16 protein-coding genes are annotated in these 20731 nt (G+C 36.9%); 7 read left to right on the top strand and 9 right to left on the bottom strand.

Annotation, left to right across the window (positions count from 1 at the left end):
- Window positions 1-202 precede the first annotated feature (202 nt).
- Window positions 203-1330, bottom strand: a complete 1128-nt coding sequence (hemW, locus tag GVN22_RS14700; protein WP_166551766.1) for a radical SAM family heme chaperone HemW — start codon at window positions 1328-1330, stop codon at window positions 203-205.
- Window positions 1331-1561: 231 nt separating this feature from the next.
- On the opposite strand from hemW, the gene rfbC reads away from it, so the two are divergent.
- On the top strand, window positions 1562-2092 hold the full coding sequence (gene rfbC / locus GVN22_RS14695) for a dTDP-4-dehydrorhamnose 3,5-epimerase (protein WP_095160411.1): 531 nt from the start codon (window positions 1562-1564) through the stop codon (window positions 2090-2092).
- A gap of 160 nt (window positions 2093-2252) precedes the next feature.
- On the opposite strand, the gene GVN22_RS14690 is transcribed toward rfbC, so the two are convergent.
- Together GVN22_RS14690 and GVN22_RS14685 are read right to left on the bottom strand one after the other, a co-directional pair.
- Window positions 2253-4460, bottom strand: coding sequence for a carbohydrate binding family 9 domain-containing protein (locus GVN22_RS14690; protein WP_166551765.1), 2208 nt, complete (start codon window positions 4458-4460; stop codon window positions 2253-2255).
- A gap of 316 nt (window positions 4461-4776) precedes the next feature.
- Complete coding sequence (locus GVN22_RS14685) at window positions 4777-5646, bottom strand: sugar phosphate isomerase/epimerase (protein ID WP_166551764.1); 870 nt, start codon at window positions 5644-5646, stop codon at window positions 4777-4779.
- 300 nt (window positions 5647-5946) lie between these two features.
- Between GVN22_RS14685 and pyrR the strand changes: the two genes are divergently transcribed.
- Complete coding sequence (gene pyrR, locus GVN22_RS14680; protein ID WP_166551763.1) at window positions 5947-6483, top strand: bifunctional pyr operon transcriptional regulator/uracil phosphoribosyltransferase PyrR; 537 nt, start codon at window positions 5947-5949, stop codon at window positions 6481-6483.
- An 80-nt stretch (window positions 6484-6563) separates the two neighbouring features.
- On the top strand, window positions 6564-7487 hold the full coding sequence (locus GVN22_RS14675; RefSeq protein ID WP_095160614.1) for an aspartate carbamoyltransferase catalytic subunit: 924 nt from the start codon (window positions 6564-6566) through the stop codon (window positions 7485-7487).
- 370 nt (window positions 7488-7857) lie between these two features.
- On the opposite strand, the gene GVN22_RS14670 is transcribed toward GVN22_RS14675, so the two are convergent.
- Together GVN22_RS14670 and GVN22_RS14665 are read right to left on the bottom strand one after the other, a co-directional pair.
- Complete coding sequence (locus GVN22_RS14670; protein WP_166551762.1) at window positions 7858-8898, bottom strand: glucosaminidase domain-containing protein; 1041 nt, start codon at window positions 8896-8898, stop codon at window positions 7858-7860.
- Between the two features lie 337 nt (window positions 8899-9235).
- Window positions 9236-10336 (bottom strand): glycosyltransferase family 1 protein, encoded by a 1101-nt coding sequence (locus GVN22_RS14665; RefSeq protein ID WP_166551761.1) that lies wholly within the window; start codon window positions 10334-10336, stop codon window positions 9236-9238.
- 239 nt (window positions 10337-10575) lie between these two features.
- On the opposite strand from GVN22_RS14665, the gene GVN22_RS14660 reads away from it, so the two are divergent.
- The 3 genes from GVN22_RS14660 (at window position 10576) to GVN22_RS14650 (ending at window position 13848) form a co-directional block, all read left to right on the top strand.
- A complete protein-coding gene (locus GVN22_RS14660; protein WP_166551760.1) occupies window positions 10576-11811 on the top strand; it encodes a pitrilysin family protein in 1236 nt (411 codons plus the stop codon).
- A gap of 320 nt (window positions 11812-12131) precedes the next feature.
- The gene (pyrF, locus tag GVN22_RS14655; protein WP_166551759.1) at window positions 12132-12962 is read left to right on the top strand and encodes an orotidine-5'-phosphate decarboxylase; all 831 of its coding nucleotides are present in this window, start codon (window positions 12132-12134) and stop codon (window positions 12960-12962) included.
- Between the two features lie 253 nt (window positions 12963-13215).
- The gene (locus GVN22_RS14650; RefSeq protein WP_166551758.1) at window positions 13216-13848 is read left to right on the top strand and encodes a DUF1275 family protein; all 633 of its coding nucleotides are present in this window, start codon (window positions 13216-13218) and stop codon (window positions 13846-13848) included.
- A 154-nt stretch (window positions 13849-14002) separates the two neighbouring features.
- Here GVN22_RS14650 and GVN22_RS14645 read toward each other — a convergent pair whose 3' ends face one another.
- Together GVN22_RS14645 and GVN22_RS14640 are read right to left on the bottom strand one after the other, a co-directional pair.
- Complete coding sequence (locus tag GVN22_RS14645) at window positions 14003-14236, bottom strand: hypothetical protein (RefSeq protein ID WP_166551757.1); 234 nt, start codon at window positions 14234-14236, stop codon at window positions 14003-14005.
- A gap of 9 nt (window positions 14237-14245) precedes the next feature.
- Window positions 14246-14464 (bottom strand): hypothetical protein, encoded by a 219-nt coding sequence (locus tag GVN22_RS14640; protein ID WP_166551756.1) that lies wholly within the window; start codon window positions 14462-14464, stop codon window positions 14246-14248.
- A gap of 1022 nt (window positions 14465-15486) precedes the next feature.
- Here GVN22_RS14640 and GVN22_RS14635 point away from each other — a divergent pair.
- Window positions 15487-17097: an amidohydrolase gene (locus GVN22_RS14635; protein WP_166551755.1), complete on the top strand. Its 1611-nt coding sequence runs from the start codon at window positions 15487-15489 to the stop codon at window positions 17095-17097.
- 543 nt (window positions 17098-17640) lie between these two features.
- On the opposite strand, the gene glgB is transcribed toward GVN22_RS14635, so the two are convergent.
- A complete protein-coding gene (glgB, locus tag GVN22_RS14630; protein ID WP_166551754.1) occupies window positions 17641-19701 on the bottom strand; it encodes a 1,4-alpha-glucan branching protein GlgB in 2061 nt (686 codons plus the stop codon).
- 309 nt (window positions 19702-20010) lie between these two features.
- Window positions 20011-20628: a trimeric intracellular cation channel family protein gene (locus GVN22_RS14625; protein ID WP_166551753.1), complete on the bottom strand. Its 618-nt coding sequence runs from the start codon at window positions 20626-20628 to the stop codon at window positions 20011-20013.
- Window positions 20629-20731: the final 103 nt, after the last annotated feature.

The following is a 20731-nucleotide window of genomic DNA, read 5'->3' as shown; positions in this document are numbered from 1 at the left end:
TAGATTAGGTTTTTGCCATAAGCTGAGAAACACAAATTTACTCAAAAATATCATTGGTTTTGTTATAATTTTAGGAAGTATTTCTAGAAAAAATACAAAATATTGATTTTGAATGATAAAGCGTTTTTTAGCATTCTGCCTATCATTGGTCTGTAAAAAAGATTCTAGCAAAACTACCGTCTCGGAGAAATGATATTTTGCTCTATTCCTCTACAAATAAGTCTGAGGCAATACGGTCGGCAAAAAGTTTTCCTGCTTCTGTGAGCTTGAGTGTATGCTGATTAATTTCAAGATGCCCAGCTCTTAAAATTGGCTCAAGATAGCTTTTTTGTAAATCTAAAAAAGAGCTCCCAAGAATACTATCCAAATAATCAATTTTACAGCCCCAGATAGTTCTTAGTCCTGTCAACAAATATTCATTGATTTGGTCCTCCTTAGTAAGTATTTCAAGCGTTGCTGGAATAATTCCTGCGCTGATTTGCTGAACATATTTGGTATTATTAGCAATATTATACTGGCGACTAGCTCCATTAAAACTATGTGCCGACGGACCAATGCCAAGATATTCTTCTTGTTTCCAATAACTGGTATTATGCTTTGAATACTGCTGATTTCGGGCAAAATTGGAAATTTCGTACTGTTCATAGCCCATTCTTTGAAGATTTTCAACCAGAATGTTGAATTGCTGTGCCGAAAAATCATCGTCAATATTGGGCATTTTGCCTTGTTTTGTCCATTTTCCAAAAACCGTTTGTGGTTCGATTGTCAGACAATAGGCGGATACGTGCTGAAGATTTAATGCTTCAACTTTCGCCAAATCTGAATATAAAATTTGATGGTCTGGTGCTGGAATCGCATAAATCAAATCAATCGTAATATTATCAATTCCTGCATCCTGTGCTAGTTTGACACAAGTTTCGGCCTCGTGTGCATTATGTGCACGATTCATTTGTTTGAGATGTGGCTCATGAAATGACTGAATACCAATGCTGAGTCGGTTGATGCCAAATTTTTTGAATATGGCTAGTTTTTCAACACTAATATCGTCTGGATTTGCCTCTAGGGTAATTTCAGCATCAGGCAAAATGGTAAATGTTTGGTGTAAAGTAGAAAAAATGACTCCTAATGAAGTTTCATCCAAAATAGAGGGCGTGCCACCACCAAAGTAAATGGTTGTTATATGGGTATTCTTGAGGTAGTTTTTCTGTAAACGGATTTCTTGACAAATCGCCTCGACTACGGCTTCTTTTTGGGATAAAGAGGTACTAAAATGAAAGTCACAATAGTAACATGCTTGTTTACAAAAAGGAATATGAAGGTATATATGCATACGTTTGAGTGCGATGTTAATTCCCAATTTTGGGGTAAATAAATGGCAAAGGTAGGAAGTTTATTCGATAAAGTTTTTGAACTTTTCCAATAGCAAAAAAGGCAGACTTGAACATAAAAGCTATCAAATAAGTAGATTCCTTTAAAATAATTTTAGGTTTCGTTATGAAAAAACTAACTTTGAAGAATCTCAAAACAAATTAGTTAATCAGTCTATTCAATTTCGTTAATAATGCAGTTTAAGACAACAGCCTTAGAAGGAGTTATCGAATGCTACCCAACTAAGTTCGAAGACGAAAGAGGTTTTTTTTTCGAATCGTACAATCAAAAACTTTTTGAAGCAAATGGTGTTCCAGGGAATTTTGTTCAAGACAACCACTCTTGGTCAAAGCCTGGCGTCGTTCGGGGCTTGCACTTCCAATATGATCCTTTTGCACAAGGCAAATTGGTGCGTGTAATCACTGGAAAAGTCATTGATGTCGTGGTAGATATTCGCCGTAATTCTCCAACTTTTGGTCAACACGCCAAATTTGAATTGGATTCAAACGTGGGCAATATGTTATTTGTCCCTGCTGGATTCGCACACGGTTTTGTGGCTTTGGAAGAGACTGTATTTTTGTACAAGTGTACTGAATACTGGCACAAAGCTTCTGAATCGGGTATTATTTATAATGACCCTGACCTTGGCATCGACTGGGGCGTAGAAAACCCAATCGTATCCTCAAAGGATTTAGTATTGCCAAGCTTCAAGGATTTGAAGTAGTCAAAAAGAAAGTTTTTCATATAAAGCTTTCTTGCTATTATCTTGAAAATTATCTAGAACAAAACCCCTTCAACGCTATTTGTGAGTTGAAGGGGTTTTTGTTTAGCGATTAAGATTTGATGGAATTACGTATTTGTACCTTATCTCTGTTTTCTTTTCTCTAAAACTGCTTCAAATAACTAATTTTGGTAATCACATGATTTTCTACACGTACTCTTTCCATGTATGGATTAAAGGATTGTTGGTTGAATACCAGATAGATATATGATAAAGGCTGGTATTCCCACGAAAACCTAATGTTGTAATTCTGTGAGCTATTTTCAGAGTTTCTTTGGTAAAATCCTATGAGTTGTAATCTAGGATTAAGCGCAAATCTTCCCTCAATGGAATATAAATCTACATTGGTCGTCGTTTGGTTTTCACCTACTTTCGAGAAATGATTTCGGTTAAATCTCCCAGATAATGACACATGAGGCATGGGCGCAAACTGTAAGGTAGCGTCTGCTCCATCCAAATGACCATTAAAATAAGAACCTCCCGAATAGCCTACTTGTAAATTGAGGACGCGCGAAGGGTCCGTACTGTAATACATTTGATGACGCACATAGTTGTACTCACCAGCACCAATTTTTACCCCAAGTGGTTCAAAGGCTTCTGTCAAATACTGATAAGTAGGGTTGATACTATACCCAAAATATCCGCCACTTTGCAAGTTCAGCCAAATGGGGTAAATTGTCCAAACTCGTTCAATCAGTTTGCCTGTGGAGGCTTGATGGTAGAACTCTGGAAAAATACTTGGTTCCCAAGCTCGAAGCCACTTTTTGAAGGGCAAATGTTTTCCGCGATACCACCAAAAAATCCCTGGTGTTGTAGCAACTACATCGTTACGGGAGACAAAACCCAATTCGGGGTCATAATCCTTGGTGACAATCGACTGTGTCCACCAGATTTTGAATTGATTATTGACAAAAAAGTATTGCGCATACGCCGTCATACCATTTTTTCCGGTAATACTCGACGACGACTGCGATACCAAGGTATTTAAAGAGTGAGTATCCGAAAGCCTAAAAAAAGCATCAACAGTACTTACGATATTGGTGCCATCGGGTCTATTTTTAAGGGTTAATAAGCCACCTACACGATTTTGTTTACCAAAATTTTCAGAAAAACGCCCTACAAAAAAGTTAGTTGCAGGTGAATCTCCAAGTTCTTTTTGTCGCATCAATATAGCTCCAAAGTTTCTTTTATCTGATCGATATACAAGTCTGCCGCCAATTTCGATAGGAATAGGATTTCCTTTATCGTCCAAGCCAATTCGGCGACTAAAAAATGGCTGAATACGCATATTACCACCTGATTCGTCAGGATTTCGACTAATGCCTACACCAAAAAGAGAAGCATTTTCGAGAAAGAATTGGCGTCTTTCTGGAAAAAATACTGAAAACCTACTCACATTATTTACCTGACGGTCGGCATCGGCCTGAGCAAAGTCGGTATTGATTGTTAAGTCAAAAATGGTATTAGTATTGATAGCCCATTTCATTTCTCCGCCTACTTTAATATTCGTCTCTTCAGGTTTTACCGAAGCATCATAGCCCGAATAATGGTCATACGAAGTCAAGAAATAAGGTTGAAAACGGATGTTTGAAGTTGGGGGAGGAGGTTTTAAGTTGGTCAATTTTCCTGCGTAATTCATACGCATAGCAGTAAACGAGCGAGGAAATGCCGAAAGGGCAGAAACCTCGTTGCTTAGTCTTCTATTTCTATAAATATTTATACCCCAATTTTGAATAGAATCTGCCGTCTTCGGATAACGAAGGGTTTGCCAAGGAATGGCAATTTCGGCTACCCACCCAGAATCGCTTCGGCTTGTACGTACACGCCAAAGCCCGTCCCAATCCATGTCATAATATAAATCATCAAAGGACAATAAATCTCGTTGTACGCCATAAGGGTTAGTTCCCAACGAAATAGCATTTCGTTGATCATTAAATCCATCAAATGACAGCATGATTAAATCGTGCTGAAGTGCATTGAAATCTCTTTTGAAATCGGTGGCTCTAATGGCCTTTTTCCCTAAAGAATCCTTTGAAGTAATACCGAAATATAGAAAATGATTGTTGTACAATACTTTCACTTCAGTATGGTGGTTGGGCTTATTACCTTGAAAAGGTTCTATTTGGGTAAAGTGTGGGGAGCTTGGCGCCAATTTCCATTCTTCATCATTGAGTAATCCATCAACTTTTAGTTTATGATGTATCTGAATAGCTTTAAGCTCTTTTTTGATGGAATCTGGTTTAAAAACTTCAGCATCTTGTGCGGTTACCCCAGTCCAAACCAATAATAGTGGGAGGAGAAATCTTTTCATTAATTATTTAGGATAGTATGTGAGTTGAGATTAAACGTTGAAAGAGAGGAGTAGAGATATTTTTGTAAATGATGGAAAACCAATTGACGGTAGATGTAGTATGAACTGTTTAATAGAAAATAGGCAAAGAGATACGTATGTAGTGTGAAACTAATGTCAATATTCTCTTTGCCCAAGTTAATGGGTAATATAAAAATCAAATTTTGGCTTTCGACTTTCAGCAATGGGCTTTCGGCAAAAATGTTCCCAATGAATGCAAAAAAGCTTTTTGGCTTAATGTCTAAAGCTTACAGCCTAAAGCAGACGAATGATAATGCTAAATCGAAAGTTTTTTCATGTATTCGGCGTCATATTTTAAGCTAATCAATGACGATTCTGGGTATTCTTCTTGTTCAACCATGAAATATTTCATACCGTTGTCTAGTGCAGCTCTAAGCGTTTTTTGCATGTCAACGCTTCCTTTACCAAGGTCGTTTTGAACAGGCTTGCCATTTTCCTTTTTGTAATCTTTTACATGACAAAGCTCATAACGCTTACCGTATTTTTTCAAATGCTCTGCTGTATTTACACCTGCTACATCAATCCAGCACAAATCTAATTCGAACATTACCTTTGAAGGGTCAGTGTTTTCCAACAAGTACTCTTGAGGCATTTTGCCATCTAGCAAGTGGAAAGAGTAATCGTGGTTATGATAACCAAATTTCAAGCCAGCTTTATTCACTTGCTCACCCACTTCGTTAAATTTATCAGCAATACGCTTCCAATCGTCCCATGTTTTTTGAGCACCCAAGTAAGGACAAAGGATGTATTTCAAACCAGCTTCTGCCGCCAAGTCAATACTCTTTTTCAACTCTTCTGGTTTTTTGATTTCGCCCGTATAATTGAAGTGCGTACTGACCATTTTTACACCGATATCTCCCAAAAATGACTTGATTTCTTTAGGAGTCATACCCCAAAGAAAACCTTTTGCACCACCGTAGCTTTCAAATTGTTTGTAGCCCATTTGTGCCAATTGAGTCATTACGCCTTTAGGGTCTTTTGGCAACACATCACGAACACTGTACAACTGCACACCGAAAGTTTTGATGATTTTGCTATTCGAATTGGCGAATAAGTCTGATGAATTGAGCGCAAATGCTCCAGCGGTAAGTAGGCCAGATTGCTTAAGAAAATTTCTTCTTTGCATGAGTTTGAATATAGTTTAAACGTAAAACAAAACCCCTTTGTGGGGTTTAGGGATAGTTATTTACAAAATTAAGGACAATAATCTGTTTCTTACCAGTTGTTATTGGGGTAACATCAATTTGTGGATGTTGACATTGATTAAATTGTTTTGCCTTCAAGAAACAATCGGATAAAAACTTAAATCATAAATTAACAATCTCTGAGGGTTTTATAGCTCAAAAACTAAACAAACCTGTAATTTTGTTGCTGTTAATGCGTCTCTGCACGAACAATTCATAATTTAATATTATCTTTGCATCCAATGCAACGGAAACTTATTCTTTCAAGCCCCCTTTTAGAGATTACTATCAGCCGTCTCTGTCAAGAATTGATCGAGAATCACCAAGATTTTACTGATAGTGTCATCATTGGTTTACAACCAAGAGGTATCTTCTTTGCTAAACGTATTCAAGAAGAATTGTTAAGCATTACAGGCAAAAATATTCCATTAGGACAATTAGATGCTACTTTCTATCGTGACGATTTTCGTCGCCGTGAGCCCCTCAAGCCCAACGCTACTAAAGTGCCTTTCTTGATTGAAAATAAGAAGGTTATTTTAGTAGATGACGTATTGGCTACAGGTCGTATGGTACGTGCTGCACTAGATGCAATGACGGCATTTGGTCGCCCTGATAAGGTGGAATTGTGTGTGTTGGTCGATCGTATCTACAACCGTGATTTACCTGTTAAACCTGACTATGTTGGCAAAAAGGTAAATACTATTGATACCGAAAAGGTATTGGTTGAATGGAAAGAACAAGGCCATGAAGCCGATAGAATTTGGTTGATTACAAAATAATCTGATGGCACGATTCTTTTTGAGTCGTGTATTTTTTTGACTTATTTCATCGCATACTGCGTTTTGAGCTATAAATTACCATGCAAAAATTAAGCACTCGCCATCTTTTGGGTATCAAAGACCTAACTCCTGAAGATATCGAACTCATCATGGCTACTGCCACCGAGTTTAAAGAAGTTATCAATCGTCCTATCAAAAAAGTGCCTTCGCTTCGTGATGTGACAATTGCTAATGTATTTTTCGAAAACTCAACTCGTACACGTCTCTCTTTTGAATTAGCAGAAAAACGCCTATCGGCCGATACTTTAAGCTTTTCAGCAGCAGGAAGTTCTGTAAAAAAAGGAGAAACACTTTTGGATACGGTCAATAACATTTTGGCCATGAAAGTAGATATGATTGTGATGCGTCATGCTAGTCCAGGAGCACCACATTATTTGTCAAAACATATCAGTGCCAATATCGTTAATGCTGGCGATGGCACGCATGAGCACCCAACACAGGCATTATTAGATTCGTTTTCGATGCGTGAAAAATTGGGTGATTTAGCAGGAAAGAAAATCGCTATTATCGGCGATATTTTACACTCTCGTGTCGCATTGTCCAATATTTTTGCCTTAAAAAAACAAGGTGCAGAAGTAATGCTTTGTGGTCCTTCTACCTTGATTCCTCGACATATTACTGAACTAGGCGTAACAGTTTGCCACGATGTTAAAAAAGCTTTGGCATGGTGCGATGTAGCCAACGTATTGCGTATTCAGTTGGAACGCCAACAAATCAAGTATTTCCCGTCTTTGCGTGAGTATTCTTTGTACTATGGTATCAACAAAAAAATGTTGGATGAACTGGATAAAGAAATCGTACTAATGCACCCAGGACCTATCAACCGTGGGGTTGAACTTACTTCAGATGCCGCTGATTCTCATCATTCTATTATTCTTGATCAGGTAGAAAACGGTGTAGCAGTGCGTATGGCAGTGTTATATTTGTTAGCAGCGCAGAACTAAGAAATAATACTAAATTGTGAGGGAGTATTTACTGTATAAGTATTTTAATAATAGGTTTTTATATTAGATGTGACTTTTGAGAGTTTCAGCATCAATACCCAAATGTTCATCAAAAAAAGCGGTCGAAAAAATAATTTTCGACCGCTTTTTTTGATACTATATTCCGAATGATACCTCTTTAGACGCAAAGCATTGCGTCTTTACTGTTAAAATATAGATTTTTAATAATCACTAAATCACTCAATTACAAATCACTAAATGAGTGAGGAATCATGTTAACTTAGCTTTAGTTTGTTGTGGGTAATTCAAAAAATCAAGTTACTGAGATTATGACCACAAAGTACGGATACATCTTTTATTTACCAATAGTTTAATCAAAACTAAGTAGATTATATTTTTCGATAATCTTAATGGTTTTATCAGCATAATATTTGCCTCCCAAATGATTATAACCTTTTGAACCTAGCTGAAAAGCAAACTGATAAGCCGCATCGTATTTCGAAAATCCTCTATCCAGACGATTCTGATAGTCTCGTACGGCTCCTGAGTAGTCTCGTTTCCATTTTCCTGTTTTATGTAAAAAAACTTCTTCTACCAAAAACTTGATACATTCAGCTCGTGATTTGAAAGAGCGATACCAATTATCTTTCCTGCGGGCTTCATCATAAATATATTGCCCTTGTCCTGCGTTTTTTAGGATTCTTACCCTTCCGTTATGTTCATCTGCTTGTCCTTTTAGTTGGTAGCCATCTGCTGAGGGTTTCCATTGTTTGATGCCAAAATAATTATTAGCAGCAATTGAAATAGGACTATATCCATAACCACTCTCTAATGCTGCCATCGCCATAATTACACTAGCAGGTACACGATATTTGTGTGCGAGAGGAATCACTTCATTTTGAATACTACTAAAAAATGTCCATGCTACTTCGTTGGTAGGCTGTTCGAAGGGATATACATTGGTTACTACCTTATTGTTTTCATCAAAAGTATCTGAAAAAGTAGGTACATTGGGATTAGGATACACCACACTGGCGCCCGAAAGAGCAGCTGTAATACTCCCACTATTGGAGTTATAGCTTTTGTCAGTCGTATTGTTTGGCAAACTAGCGTTTGTGTATTCATACTTAGTTTCTTTAGAGATTTGATTTTTGCCAGCAATCGTTATTTCCCCTTGGACTTCGCTAAGGGTATTGTTATCAGGAGAAAAACCGACAAATTTTAGCTTTTTGGTACTGGCGTACACAAACTTGAATTTGAATTCGGCGTGATTGTTGGAAACGTAAGTAGAACCAAGGCTACTGCCGTTGACAAAAACACGAATTCGATGGATATTCAAACGTGTAGCAAAATTGAAAGACACCTCTTGACCCGTTTGGGCGTATTTGGGATAATATACACTGAATCCCATTGAAGTATCATTAGATTTTGCAGAGATTGAAAGTAGGTTAAATATTAGTAAGGACAAATACATAAAGTCCTTGCAACCACTTAATGATATAAGTAGAAAAAGACTATTTTTTTTCATAACTCGGTCAATACTTAGGAAATTTATATCACAGACCAGTAGCTATTTACTCAACTACAAGTCAGCATGTTACAAGAATTTTCAAAAACCGTGCCTATTATATAAAACCAAATTGTGAATATTTGATTATTTTTTATTGAGATTTAAATGTGTGTAGTGCTAAAAGTTACCAAATGTTTGTTTGTGTGTTCTGAGAATAGATTTTACCACTTACTCATTATTAAATTTTCTGATAAATTTTTTCTAAATCTTTTGCGATTTCCGTTGAAGAAAACTTTTTGATATACACTTGTCCTTGTATAACTAAGTTTTTTTGAAGAATAGGATTTGAAAGTACTCGTTTTATTTCTTCTGTCATACCGCTAATATCATAAGGGTTTACGTAAAGTGCCCCATTGCCTCCAGCTTCTTCTAGACATGAACCCGTAGCAGCTATCACAGGTACTCCTGAATGCAATGCCTCTACAATAGGAATACCAAAGCCTTCAAAAATGGATGGATATACGGTTAAAGTTGCATTTTGATACAATGCAGGCAAATCCGCAAAGGGGACACCATTGATAATATGAACTCCCTTGAGATGTTTTTGTCGAATATAGTCTTCAATTTGATTTTGATAGGCACTTTTTCCACCAACAAGTACCAAATCCACATCGCTGTTTTGAAGTTCTTCAAATGCTTTTACCAACGTAAGTTGATTTTTACGGTCGGCAATGGTAGCTACGCACAAGATATATGGCTTGTGTAAATTGTATTTCTGGGTAATAGCCGAAAGTTGCTCAGTTGTTAACTTATTTCTAAAAGCTATATCACAGTCCTGATACACCACCTCGATTTTGGAAGGATTAATGTGTAGCATCTCAACAATATCATCTTTGGTTTGTTGACTAATAGCTACCACACAATCTGCTTTTTCACAAGCAGACTTAAATTTTTGTTTATAAATCCAACGGTCAATCGTAGGATATAACTCTGGATATCGGATAAAAATTAAATCATGGATAGTTACCACAGTTTTGATACCTGTATTTTGAATTTGCCAAGGTAATTCATTGCTCAAACCATGAAAAATATCGATGTTGTCTTTTTTGAGTTGTTGGTTAATGCCCCAGCTTCGCCACAATGATTTTGGCATAGAGGTTTGTGGTAGCTCAATATGCAATCGTTCATCAAATTGTACTTTACTGTTAAGCTTGGGCGTATAGGCAAAATATTCGTGTTGCGAAGGAGAAGCCAGCAAAGATTGAATAATAAATCGGCTGTAGTTTCCTAATCCTGTAAAATTTTGGAAAGCTCGTTTTGCATCAAATCCTATACGCATACTTTTGGGGGCTAATGGTGAATCCTGAAAAAAACAAAATTACCTAAACTTTCTGGCTACGAGAATGTATTTATTTAAAAATGTGTTATAACAATCAGGCATCTTATTTTCATAAGTAGTTTTACGAACCATATCAATCGCTTCAAAATTGTGTAACTTTGTAGTTCGATAAAAAAGTGCTTTAGAAATTAGTAAATAACTTGTCTGAGAACCACCATCAAACAAGGAAATTCATTAGAATGGACGGAATTCAAGAATATACATTACCAAACGGTATTCGAATTGTACATCGCCAAGTAACGCATACAGCGATTTCACACATGGGTTTGATGCTCGATATGGGTAGCCGTGACGAAAAACCTCATCAACAAGGCTTGGCACACTTCTGGGAGCACATGGCTTTTAAAGGAACAGACAAGCGTTCGTCATTACAAATTATCAATCGCCTTGAGGTAGTAGGAGGGGAATTGAATGCTTATACTACCAAGGAAAAAATCTGTTTTCATGCTTCAGTACTAACTCCTCACTATGAGCGAGCATTAGAACTTTTATCAGATATTACTTTTCATTCTGTATTTCCAGATAAGCAGGTAGAGCGTGAGCGTGGGGTAATTCTCGAAGAAATGTCGATGTATTACGATTCGCCCGAAGATGCCATTCAGGATGATTTTGATGATATTATCTTTTCAAATCATCAACTAGGACGTAATATTTTGGGAACACAAGAAAGTGTAAACGGTTTTACCCGTCAAGACTTACTTGATTTTATCGCTGAAAATCTGGATACAAGTCGTATTATTTTCTCATCAGTGGGTAATATGCCTTTCAAGAAAGTAGTGGCTTTGGTAGAAAAATATTTGAAAAATATTCCTGCCAAAAGTTCTAGTTTAGTAAGAACTCCTCCAGAGCTATATACGCCTAAAAATGTTGATCACAAACGTAGCATCACGCAGGCGCATGTAGCGATTGGTCGTACTGCCTACGAAATTACTCATGCCCAACGATTGCCATTTTTTATGCTTATTAATTTATTGGGTGGACCAGGCATGAATTCACGCTTAAATTTGGCTGTGAGAGAAAAAAATGGCTTAGTATATTCGATTGATGCAGGCTATACACCATTTATTGACACAGGCTATTGGGGTATTTATTTTGCGACTGAGCCAAAGCACTTGAAAAAAGCTAATGCGCTCATTCTGAAAGAACTAAAGGTGCTGAGAGAAGTCCCTTTGACCAAAACACAATTGCATAATACCAAAGAGCAATTGATGGGTCAGATGGCGATGTCCGAAGAAGGCAATATGAGCTTTATGCTTATGATGGCCAAAAGTCTGTTGGATATTAACCGTATCGATACATTAGAAGAGCTTTTTGCTCAGATTCGTACGGTTTCGGCTACTCAGCTCCAAGATTTAGCCAATGAACTTTGCAGAGAGGAAGATTTAAGTTATTTGACCTTCCTTCCTGAGAATTAGAATTTACTATTCTTTAAATTGCTTATAATGAGCGATTTATGGTTTGATATGTTTTTCTGAAATCCTATTGTTTGAGCCGAAGGCGAGTTTAGGATTTCTTGACTTTCTTTTGTTACTTTTCTTGTGTCAAGACAAGAAAAGTAAGGTGTGGCGAAGGGGAATTTTGTTTTTTTCGACAAATACCAAATGAAATTATTAAATATGCTTTCAAAAGGAAAGAACATTGTCCATAGCACAAATCTCAATCTTACGAAGGTGGCACCTCTTCTAATAGTTACAACAGTAGCTATATTTCATGTAATTCACAGTTGAACATAACAATGACAAAACAAGAACTTTTCGGACAAATTTTGTCCAAAAAATCCTATTTATGCGTTGGTCTTGATACCGACCTTCAAAAACTTCCAAAGCACTTGTTGGATACTGAAGATCCCATTTTTGAATTCAACAAGCAAATTATTGATGCTACCAAACAATATGCAGTAGCTTACAAACCTAATATTGCTTTTTATGAGGCTTTTGGCGCAAAAGGATGGGAGAGTCTTCAAAAAACATTAGCCTATATTCCCAAAGAATGTTTTACTATTGCTGATGCTAAAAGAGGCGATATTGGTAATACTTCTGGTTTATACGCAAGAGCTTTTTTTGACCCAAACTCTTCAGGGCTTGATTTTGATTCGGTAACAGTAGCGCCTTATATGGGTGAAGATTCTGTTACGCCATTTTTGACTTTCCCTAACAAATGGGTGATTCTTTTGGCGTTAACCTCAAATGGCGGTAGCAAAGATTTTCAAACGCTTTCGGTAGGAGATAAGGCATTATTTGAGGAGGTTCTAACCAAATCACAAGAATGGGGTACCGATGAGCAACTGATGTATGTGGTTGGGGCTACCAAAGCAGATATGCTTGCACAAGTACGTGCACTTGCTCCTGAACACTTCTTGTTAGTACCTGGCGTTGGTGCTCAAGGTGGAAGCTTAGAGGAGGTTTCTAAATACGGTATGAATAGCACTTGTGGCTTATTAGTAAACTCTTCTCGTGCTATTATCTATGCTTCATCTGGCGAAGATTTTGCTGAAAAAGCTGCCGAAGAGGCACAAAAAGTACAAGCCGAAATGGCTCAGTATCTGGATTTGTATTTGAAGAAATAAAAAATATTTCAATGTTTGGATTGGCAATTAGTCTAAGAATATAAGCTTAGACTAATTGCCAATTTTCTTTTTCCCCTGTTTTTCAACTGTTCTCCTAATATTTTAGCCCAATTATCGAAATATATTAACTATATGAAAAAATGTTAATATATTTGTTTGTTGATATATAGACTTAAAATATACAAAGAAAAACTCATTCATATTCCTTAGCGTGTCAATGAGATTCTATTGAAAAATCACTTTATTACTAAAAATGAAGCTTAAAAGACTCATAGCAATTGCTATTCCATTCTCGATAATATCGGGGATAGTGAATATTTTGGGTATAAAGTTACTCGGTGTTGTCACCACCAATGTTACGGGCTTGTTTAGTTTGGGCGTACAATGGTGGAGTGATAACGGACATCAGTTTCCTTTTACGCTTACTATATATATATTGAGTTATTTATTGGGGTCATTTTTTAGTTCATGGTGGTATCATAGTTATCAGTTGGTCCCCAAAATGCGGAAAAAACTCATCACTCCAAGTGTGAATCTGTTGATTGTTCTTGTCGCATATTTTATGAAGGAGCCTTTTATCCCCAGTTTGGTATTTGCCATGAGTAACCACAATGCCTTTGCTTCCAATTTTACTTGTGCCAAAGTAAAGCCATCGCAATTAACAGGTTTGGTAATGGATTTGGGGGTGGAGTTATCAAAACTAAGATTTACTAGTTCCGAATCAAGAGGGTGTCTGTGGGATAGTATATTGACAAGACTTACCATTATTGTATTTTTTACGATAGGAGCTGTCGTAGCGGTAACAAATCAAACCATGAGCATGATGTTGGTGGCAGCTGTATTCTATATAGGTCTTATCATTAGTGTATTGCTACGGAAGTTTTAAAAGGTTTTTTTGAGATGTCGAGTAGACAAGCTATGCGCATGATTTACGTCTAAGACATATTGGTTCAAAATACGAAGCGAGTTGTAGAAAGTAAACCTAAAATCCCCTGTCATTTCCAAATGACAGGGGATTTTAGGTTTTATAATTTTTAATATTAGTAAGGGATAAAGTCGAGAACACTATCGTCTGTCAAGATATGGTGTCTGGTGACCCAATCTTTAAGGTCTTTCATGTGTTCATGTTTAACGATTACCTGAACCTTTTCACGGTTTTCTTTTAAAATCAGGAATGCCGTACTCAAAAATTTTGAATAAGTTACATAAAAAACATCTTCAGGACGATATGGCATAGAAAATGGCTTATTAATTTGGCGAGATCTCATATTCATATATTAATGTTAAGTTTTGGTTTTACTCATCCTTGTGTGATACGCAATAGCTTTACAATTGTCAATCGAACCATCAATCCACCATTCAGGCGGTATTGTAATATCTCTGATAATCCCTCTTTCGGTAAGCTTTACGCAAGCAACTTTGTATTTGTGTAGGTTAATAATGTCTTTATTTGTGATAATTCTGCCAGAATCCTTATCACGGTAAATAAACTTATAATTCATCGGTTAGTATTAATTCATGGGTTGCTATTGAATTTCAAGAAAAAGAAGGTTTATTGATGAAATTTCTCTAGTAATAGGTAAAATGATATTGTTTTGAACTAATGCAATACTAATATCAAAAATGGCAAAAAGCAAGAAAAAAAAGCTTAATTTATTATTTGTGTATATTTTTCGCCGTAAATCATGATATATTCAACAATTATCATTGTTGATAAATTGAGCAATAAAATGACAAATTTGTATTGAAAATTAATAAATAAGAAGGACGAAAATTAGTATCAAAAATTTGTGCTTTAAAGGGTTTTTTCTGCGCCAATAAGATATTAGGTGCTTTTCTTGGCATGAAACTTGTTTTAATTATACCAAAGCAGTTTATGGGTAAAATTGCATGTAAGGGTGTCAGTTCATGAGGTAATTTGAGTATTGGTTAGATATTTTGAAATATTTTTCAAAAAAAAGTCTCATAAAATTTGTTTGGCACGTTTATTGTTAATACATTTGTAATGTAAATCAAGAACAACAAAATAAAGGTTTACAACGTGAGCCAATTAGGCTTACAACTTAGATTAGAAATAGCAATTGAAGAACGTTTCAATTCAAAAATATTTGGTTAGATATTGACCGCTTTTTCGACGTAGTGCCGCACACGCTACTGGAATGGTGATTGAGCCGCTACTCAATCACCAAAAAAATTCAAGGTTGATGATAAATCAACTGAGTGAGTAAAGTCTTATGACTCGAAAGCAAACAAACTTTAGAGCTTCGGCTCGCGGGTGGATTACCCAAAAGATAACTACTTAGGCGGATTGCGTAAAGGCTCGGAGCATTGCTGCGGGTCTTTATTATTTTATACCCATCCCAAAATTCCTCAATTAAGTATTTCCTGTTATTTTTTAGCTTTCCCAGTCTTTTTCCTTTTATCTCATCCACAAATCTTTAATTTTAATATATTTTTTCTAATCCAATAGCATTGGCGCTTTTGGGATAGATAAAATCTTACTTCAAACTAAAACTAAATTACCATGAAGCAATTTTTCCGAAAACTTCCAACACTCATGTTGGTCGCAAGTGCATTTTTGACTCAACCAATCTTTGCTCAAAAGCTTTCTCCACAAAAAATCAAAGCGCTCCAAAAAGAAATTATCGAGGAAGTTGATAAAAGAAAAGAATTTTCTGCGCAGGTCAATGATATGATTTTCAGTTTTGCCGAATTAGGTTTTCAAGAAACCGAAACCTCGCAGTATTTGATTAATCTTTTAGAAAAAGAAGGCTTTACGATTCAAAAGGGTATTTCTGGAGTCCCAACGGCTTGGATTGCTACTTGGGGGGCAGGTAAACCTGTCATTGCCATCGGATCGGATGTCGACTGTATTCCCAAAGCTTCACAAAAACCTGGTGTGGCCTATCACGACCCAATTGTAGATGGTGCCCCTGGGCATGGAGAAGGTCATAATTCTGGTCAGGCACTGAATATTACTTCTGCCTTGGTGCTCAAAAAAATCATGGAGCGTGAAAAACTTTCAGGAACCTTGATGCTTTGGCCTGGGGTTGCTGAGGAATTGGTGGGAACAAAGGCTTTTTACATTCGTGATGGTTATTTCAAAGATGTAGATGCGTGTATTTTTACCCACGTTAACAGCAATTTGAGCGTAAAACATGGTGATGCAGGAAATAATGGCTTGGTTTCGGTAAAGTTCAATTTTGAAGGCGAAGCTGCTCATGCCGCTGCGAACCCTTGGCGTGGTAAAAGTGCTCTTGATGCAGTAGAATTGATGAATGTGGGCTGGAATTATAAAAGAGAACACCTTTTGCCAACACAGCGCTCACATTATGTAGTAGTAAATGGGGGCGACCAGCCAAATGTAGTTCCTTCTAAAGCTTCGGTTTGGTATTATTTCAGAGAACGTACTTATCCCAAAATCAAAGAATTGTATGATTTTGGTAAAAAAATAGCTCAAGGTGCTGCCATGATGACAGATACTAAAGTCTCGTGGGAGGTACTAGGAAGCGCATGGCCCGGGCATTTTAACAAACCTATTGCCGAAAGAGCCTTTTCACATATCAAACGTGTAGGCTTACCTACATGGTCAGATGCTGATCAGCAATTAGCGAAGGGAATTCAGCAGGAACTTAGTTCGCCAGAACAGAAAGGACTTCGTGCCGAAATCGATACTGTTTTGGAGGTTGTAGGCTCGATGGGCGGAGGTTCAGACGATATTGCGGATATTTCTTGGTCATTGCCGACCATTGTATTGGGTTATCCTTCAAATATTCCGGGTTTGCCGGGGCACCACTGGGCAAATGCCATCTCGATGGCTACTCCTATTGCACACAAAGGAATTACAGCAGGGGCGAAAGTAGAGGCGCTGACAATTTTGGACTTATTAAACGAGCCAAAGCTCATTGAAAGTGCTTGGGATTATTATAAAAATGTTCAAACCAAGGATATTAAATATGAAGCGTTGATTGCTCCTACAGATAAACCTGCGATTGCGATTAATGCCAATATCATGGAAATTTACCGTCCCAAACTCAAGCAATATTACTTTGATCCTACTAAGTACAAAACCTACTTGGAACAGTTAGGTATACAATATCCTACTGTTCGAAAAGTAGAACAAAAGAAAGACTAATCTCATTTTATCACAGCGTAATATAGTCCAAAAAGGCTCTATTACGCTATTTTTCAAATGAATGAAATTTCATTATTAGCGTTGAATAAGGTTGTACCAACGTTGAGAGTGGTTAATACTGTTGTTTCTTGCATCAAATTTTAAGAGTTAGTCATAGAAATTCCATCTTTTATGTAAATCTTAGAAAAATACTAAACATTTCTATTGTGGATAAAATTAATTATACTAACTTTGAAATGTCAACGATTCACAATTGTGGCGGCAAGCGTGGATAATAGACTCATTTTAATTTATGTTAATAATTAAAATAAAATAACTGTGGCGGCAGTGATGTTTATTGGCGTTATTAAACAACAATAGCCTAAGTAATCTTAAAGTAATCCTCTAAATAGGATAACTAAAAAAAACAAGAAAACCCTTGGAGTGGCGGCTTCGAGGGTTTCGTTTTTTATAGGGTTTAAGAAAATATTTCCTTTGAAAAAACAAAAGTACTTTATGTATATAAAAAAATCGACTCCCATTTCTGAGAGTCGATTTTCTTTTTTATTTCACTTTCAACACTAAGCCACCCAATGGAGGAAGGTTTAGTGGAATCGAATAAGCTTTTCCTTGCCAAGAAACTTCTTCTGCAAAAATTGGCTCTGGGTTTGTCTTGCCACTTCCACCAAATTTGGTGTCGTCAGAGTTCAAAATCTCTTGCCAAACACCTTGCATTGGCACGCCAATACGATAATTATTATGAGGAATTGGTGTTAGATTTAACACGATAATGAGCTGCTCTTTGTGAGAATTGCCTTTTCTTGCATAAACTACTACTGAGTTGTTGCGGTCCGAGGAATCAATCCATTCAAAACCTTCTGGTGCAAATTGCTTATCAAACATCGCATGTTCGTTGCGATAAAGTAAGTTTAATTCTCTAACCAGACTTTGAACTCCTTGATGATACCCATGGTCTAATAACCACCATTCAAGACTTTTTGAGAAATTCCATTCTGAGGTTTGCCCAAATTCACCACCCATGAACAATAATTTTGTACCTGGGTGTGTAAACATATAAGTAAACAGCAATCGCAAATTCGCAAATCGTTGCCATTCATCTCCTGGCATTTTACCTACCAACGACTCTTTACCATACACAACCTCATCATGAGATAGCGGTAGCATAAAGTTTTCAGTAAAGGCATAAACTGTTGAGAATGTCAATTGGTCTTGATGGTATTTACGATACATCGGATCTTTTTCGAAATACTTCAAGGTATCGTTCATCCAGCCCATCATCCACTTTTGACCAAAACCTAAACCTCCTGTATATACTGGACGAGAAACTCCCGTAAATGAAGTAGATTCTTCGGCAATCGTTTGTACGTCTGGGAATTCGGCGTAAAGAATTTCGTTTAGTTCACGGAATAACGAAATAGCCTCAAGGTGGTGATTGCCACCAAAGATATTAGGTTCCCATTCGCCATGATTACGCGAGTAATCTAAGTAAAGCATCGACGCTACTGCATCTACGCGTAAGCCATCGGCGTGGAAACGCTCTAGCCAATAAATAGCATTTGAAATTAAGAAACTACGTACTTCATTACGACCATAATTGAAAATATACGATTTCCAATCAGGATGGTAACCTTTACGCATATCTGGGTGCTCAAAAAGATGTGAGCCATCATACTCATAAAGTCCGTGGGCATCGCCAGGGAAGTGAGATGGTACCCAGTCGAGTATGACACCAATGTCATTTTTGTGACATTGTTCTACCAAATACATAAAGTCTTGTGGTGTGCCAAAACGCGAAGAAGGAGCAAAGTATCCTAATACTTGATAACCCCACGATGGTTCGTATGGGTGCTCCATTACTGGCATAAACTCAATGTGTGTAAATGCCATTTCTTTTACATAAGAAACTAACTGGTCTGCCAGTTCAATATACGATAGTTTTTCTTCGTCACCTTTACGACGCCATGAGCCGATATGTACTTCATAAACAGACATTGGAGACGAAAGGGAGTTTTTACTCTTACGAGTAGCCATCCAATCGGAGTCTGTCCACTCATACCAGTTATCCCATACAATCGAAGCTGTTTTGGGAGGTGTTTCGAAGTAATGCGCATACGGGTCGATTTTTTCAAGTTTACGACCGTCATGGGCTTCAATACAATATTTGTAAGCCTCTCCCTTGCCGATATGAGGGATGAATCCTTCCCAAATACCAGATTCGTCCCAACGGACAAAAAGGTGGTGAGAGTCTTTATTCCAATAGTTAAAATTACCGATTACCGATACGCTCTTTGCTGAAGGAGCCCAAACAGCAAAATAAGTACCAGCTACGCCTTGGTATTCGGTAGTATGCGAACCCAGCTTTTCGAATAATCTAAAATGCTTTCCAGATTTAAACAACGAAATATCAAAATCAGAGAAACGAGTAAACGCTTCTACATTCTTTAATTCGACTGGAGGAGCTGCGGGCGTTTGGTCAACAACAATTGAAGTTTCGACAACTGGTGCTTCTTCAGTAGTTTTTTTTGAGACTCTTTTTTTTGCAGGAGCTTTGGTTACAGCTTTTTCTTCTTCAGATTGAGTTTTTGCCTTGGTGGTCTTAGCCATATTTTCTGAAATGGTTAATGGATTAAATTTCAAAAGGAACTAGATGGACTTTAGTAAAGATAGAGGTTGTCATAGTACAATCATTGAGAATAGGAGAAAATTTGACGTTTATAGGAATTTCTTTTTCGTTATTCAAATCTTCGGCTATCCTTTTAGAGGTGATAGTTTGATATATCATGCAAAATTCTGAAGGAAATAAATAAATTGGCTTTGGGCTTTGAGCTATCTGCCATAAAATTAATTACAACCAATAATCTAACGATTGGTTATTACTGCTAAAATAATATTTTTTAAAAGTTTTTCACAATTTCAATTCGATTTATTCGCATTTGCTTGAGGCAATGATAACCCAAATTTCCATGAAAGAATACGAACGGTAAAAATGATGAAGATGGTAATTTGGTTTGAATAAGATTCTATACCTGAGATGTTTTTGATTTGGTAAAACGTGAAAAAGCCTACTAAACAAGCGGTTGCATAAATTTCTTTTCGAAATAAAACAGGAATTTCGTTCAGTAATATGTCTCGAATCACGCCTCCTGCACAGGCTGTACAAGTGCCCAATAAAAAGCTACTTAATACTTCATTATTTTCAGAAATACCTCTTTGGTAACCCAAAACATAAAAGCATCCTAAGCCTAGTGCGTCAAAGATTTGAAGTGGAATATCTACCTTAGGAATCCATGTCGCAAAAAGAATCGCTAAGATGGCGCTGATGAAAATAATAAAAATCAAGGTCTCGTCATGAATCCATCGTACAGGCTGACCCAGAAATACATCACGAAGCGTACCTCCACCAACGGCGGTTACAAAAGCAACAACAATAACCCCAAACCAATCCAATCGTTTTTGAATACCAGCATAAGCGCCCGATATACTAAAAGCCACCGTTCCCAAGATACTGATGATTTTGTAGAGGTGTTCCATAATTAATGATGAATGAGTGAATTGTGAATGACGAATTAGCTTTTACGCTTATTTAGAGAAATTTCTAATGATAGTAAAAATGGCTTACTTTCTCAAAGATATT

Origin of the sequence: Cellulophaga sp. BC115SP (assembly GCF_009905545.1) — a bacterium.
Classification (GTDB): Bacteria; Bacteroidota; Bacteroidia; order Cytophagales; family Spirosomataceae; genus Flectobacillus; species Flectobacillus rivi.
This window is presented reverse-complemented; position numbering and strand designations above follow the sequence as displayed.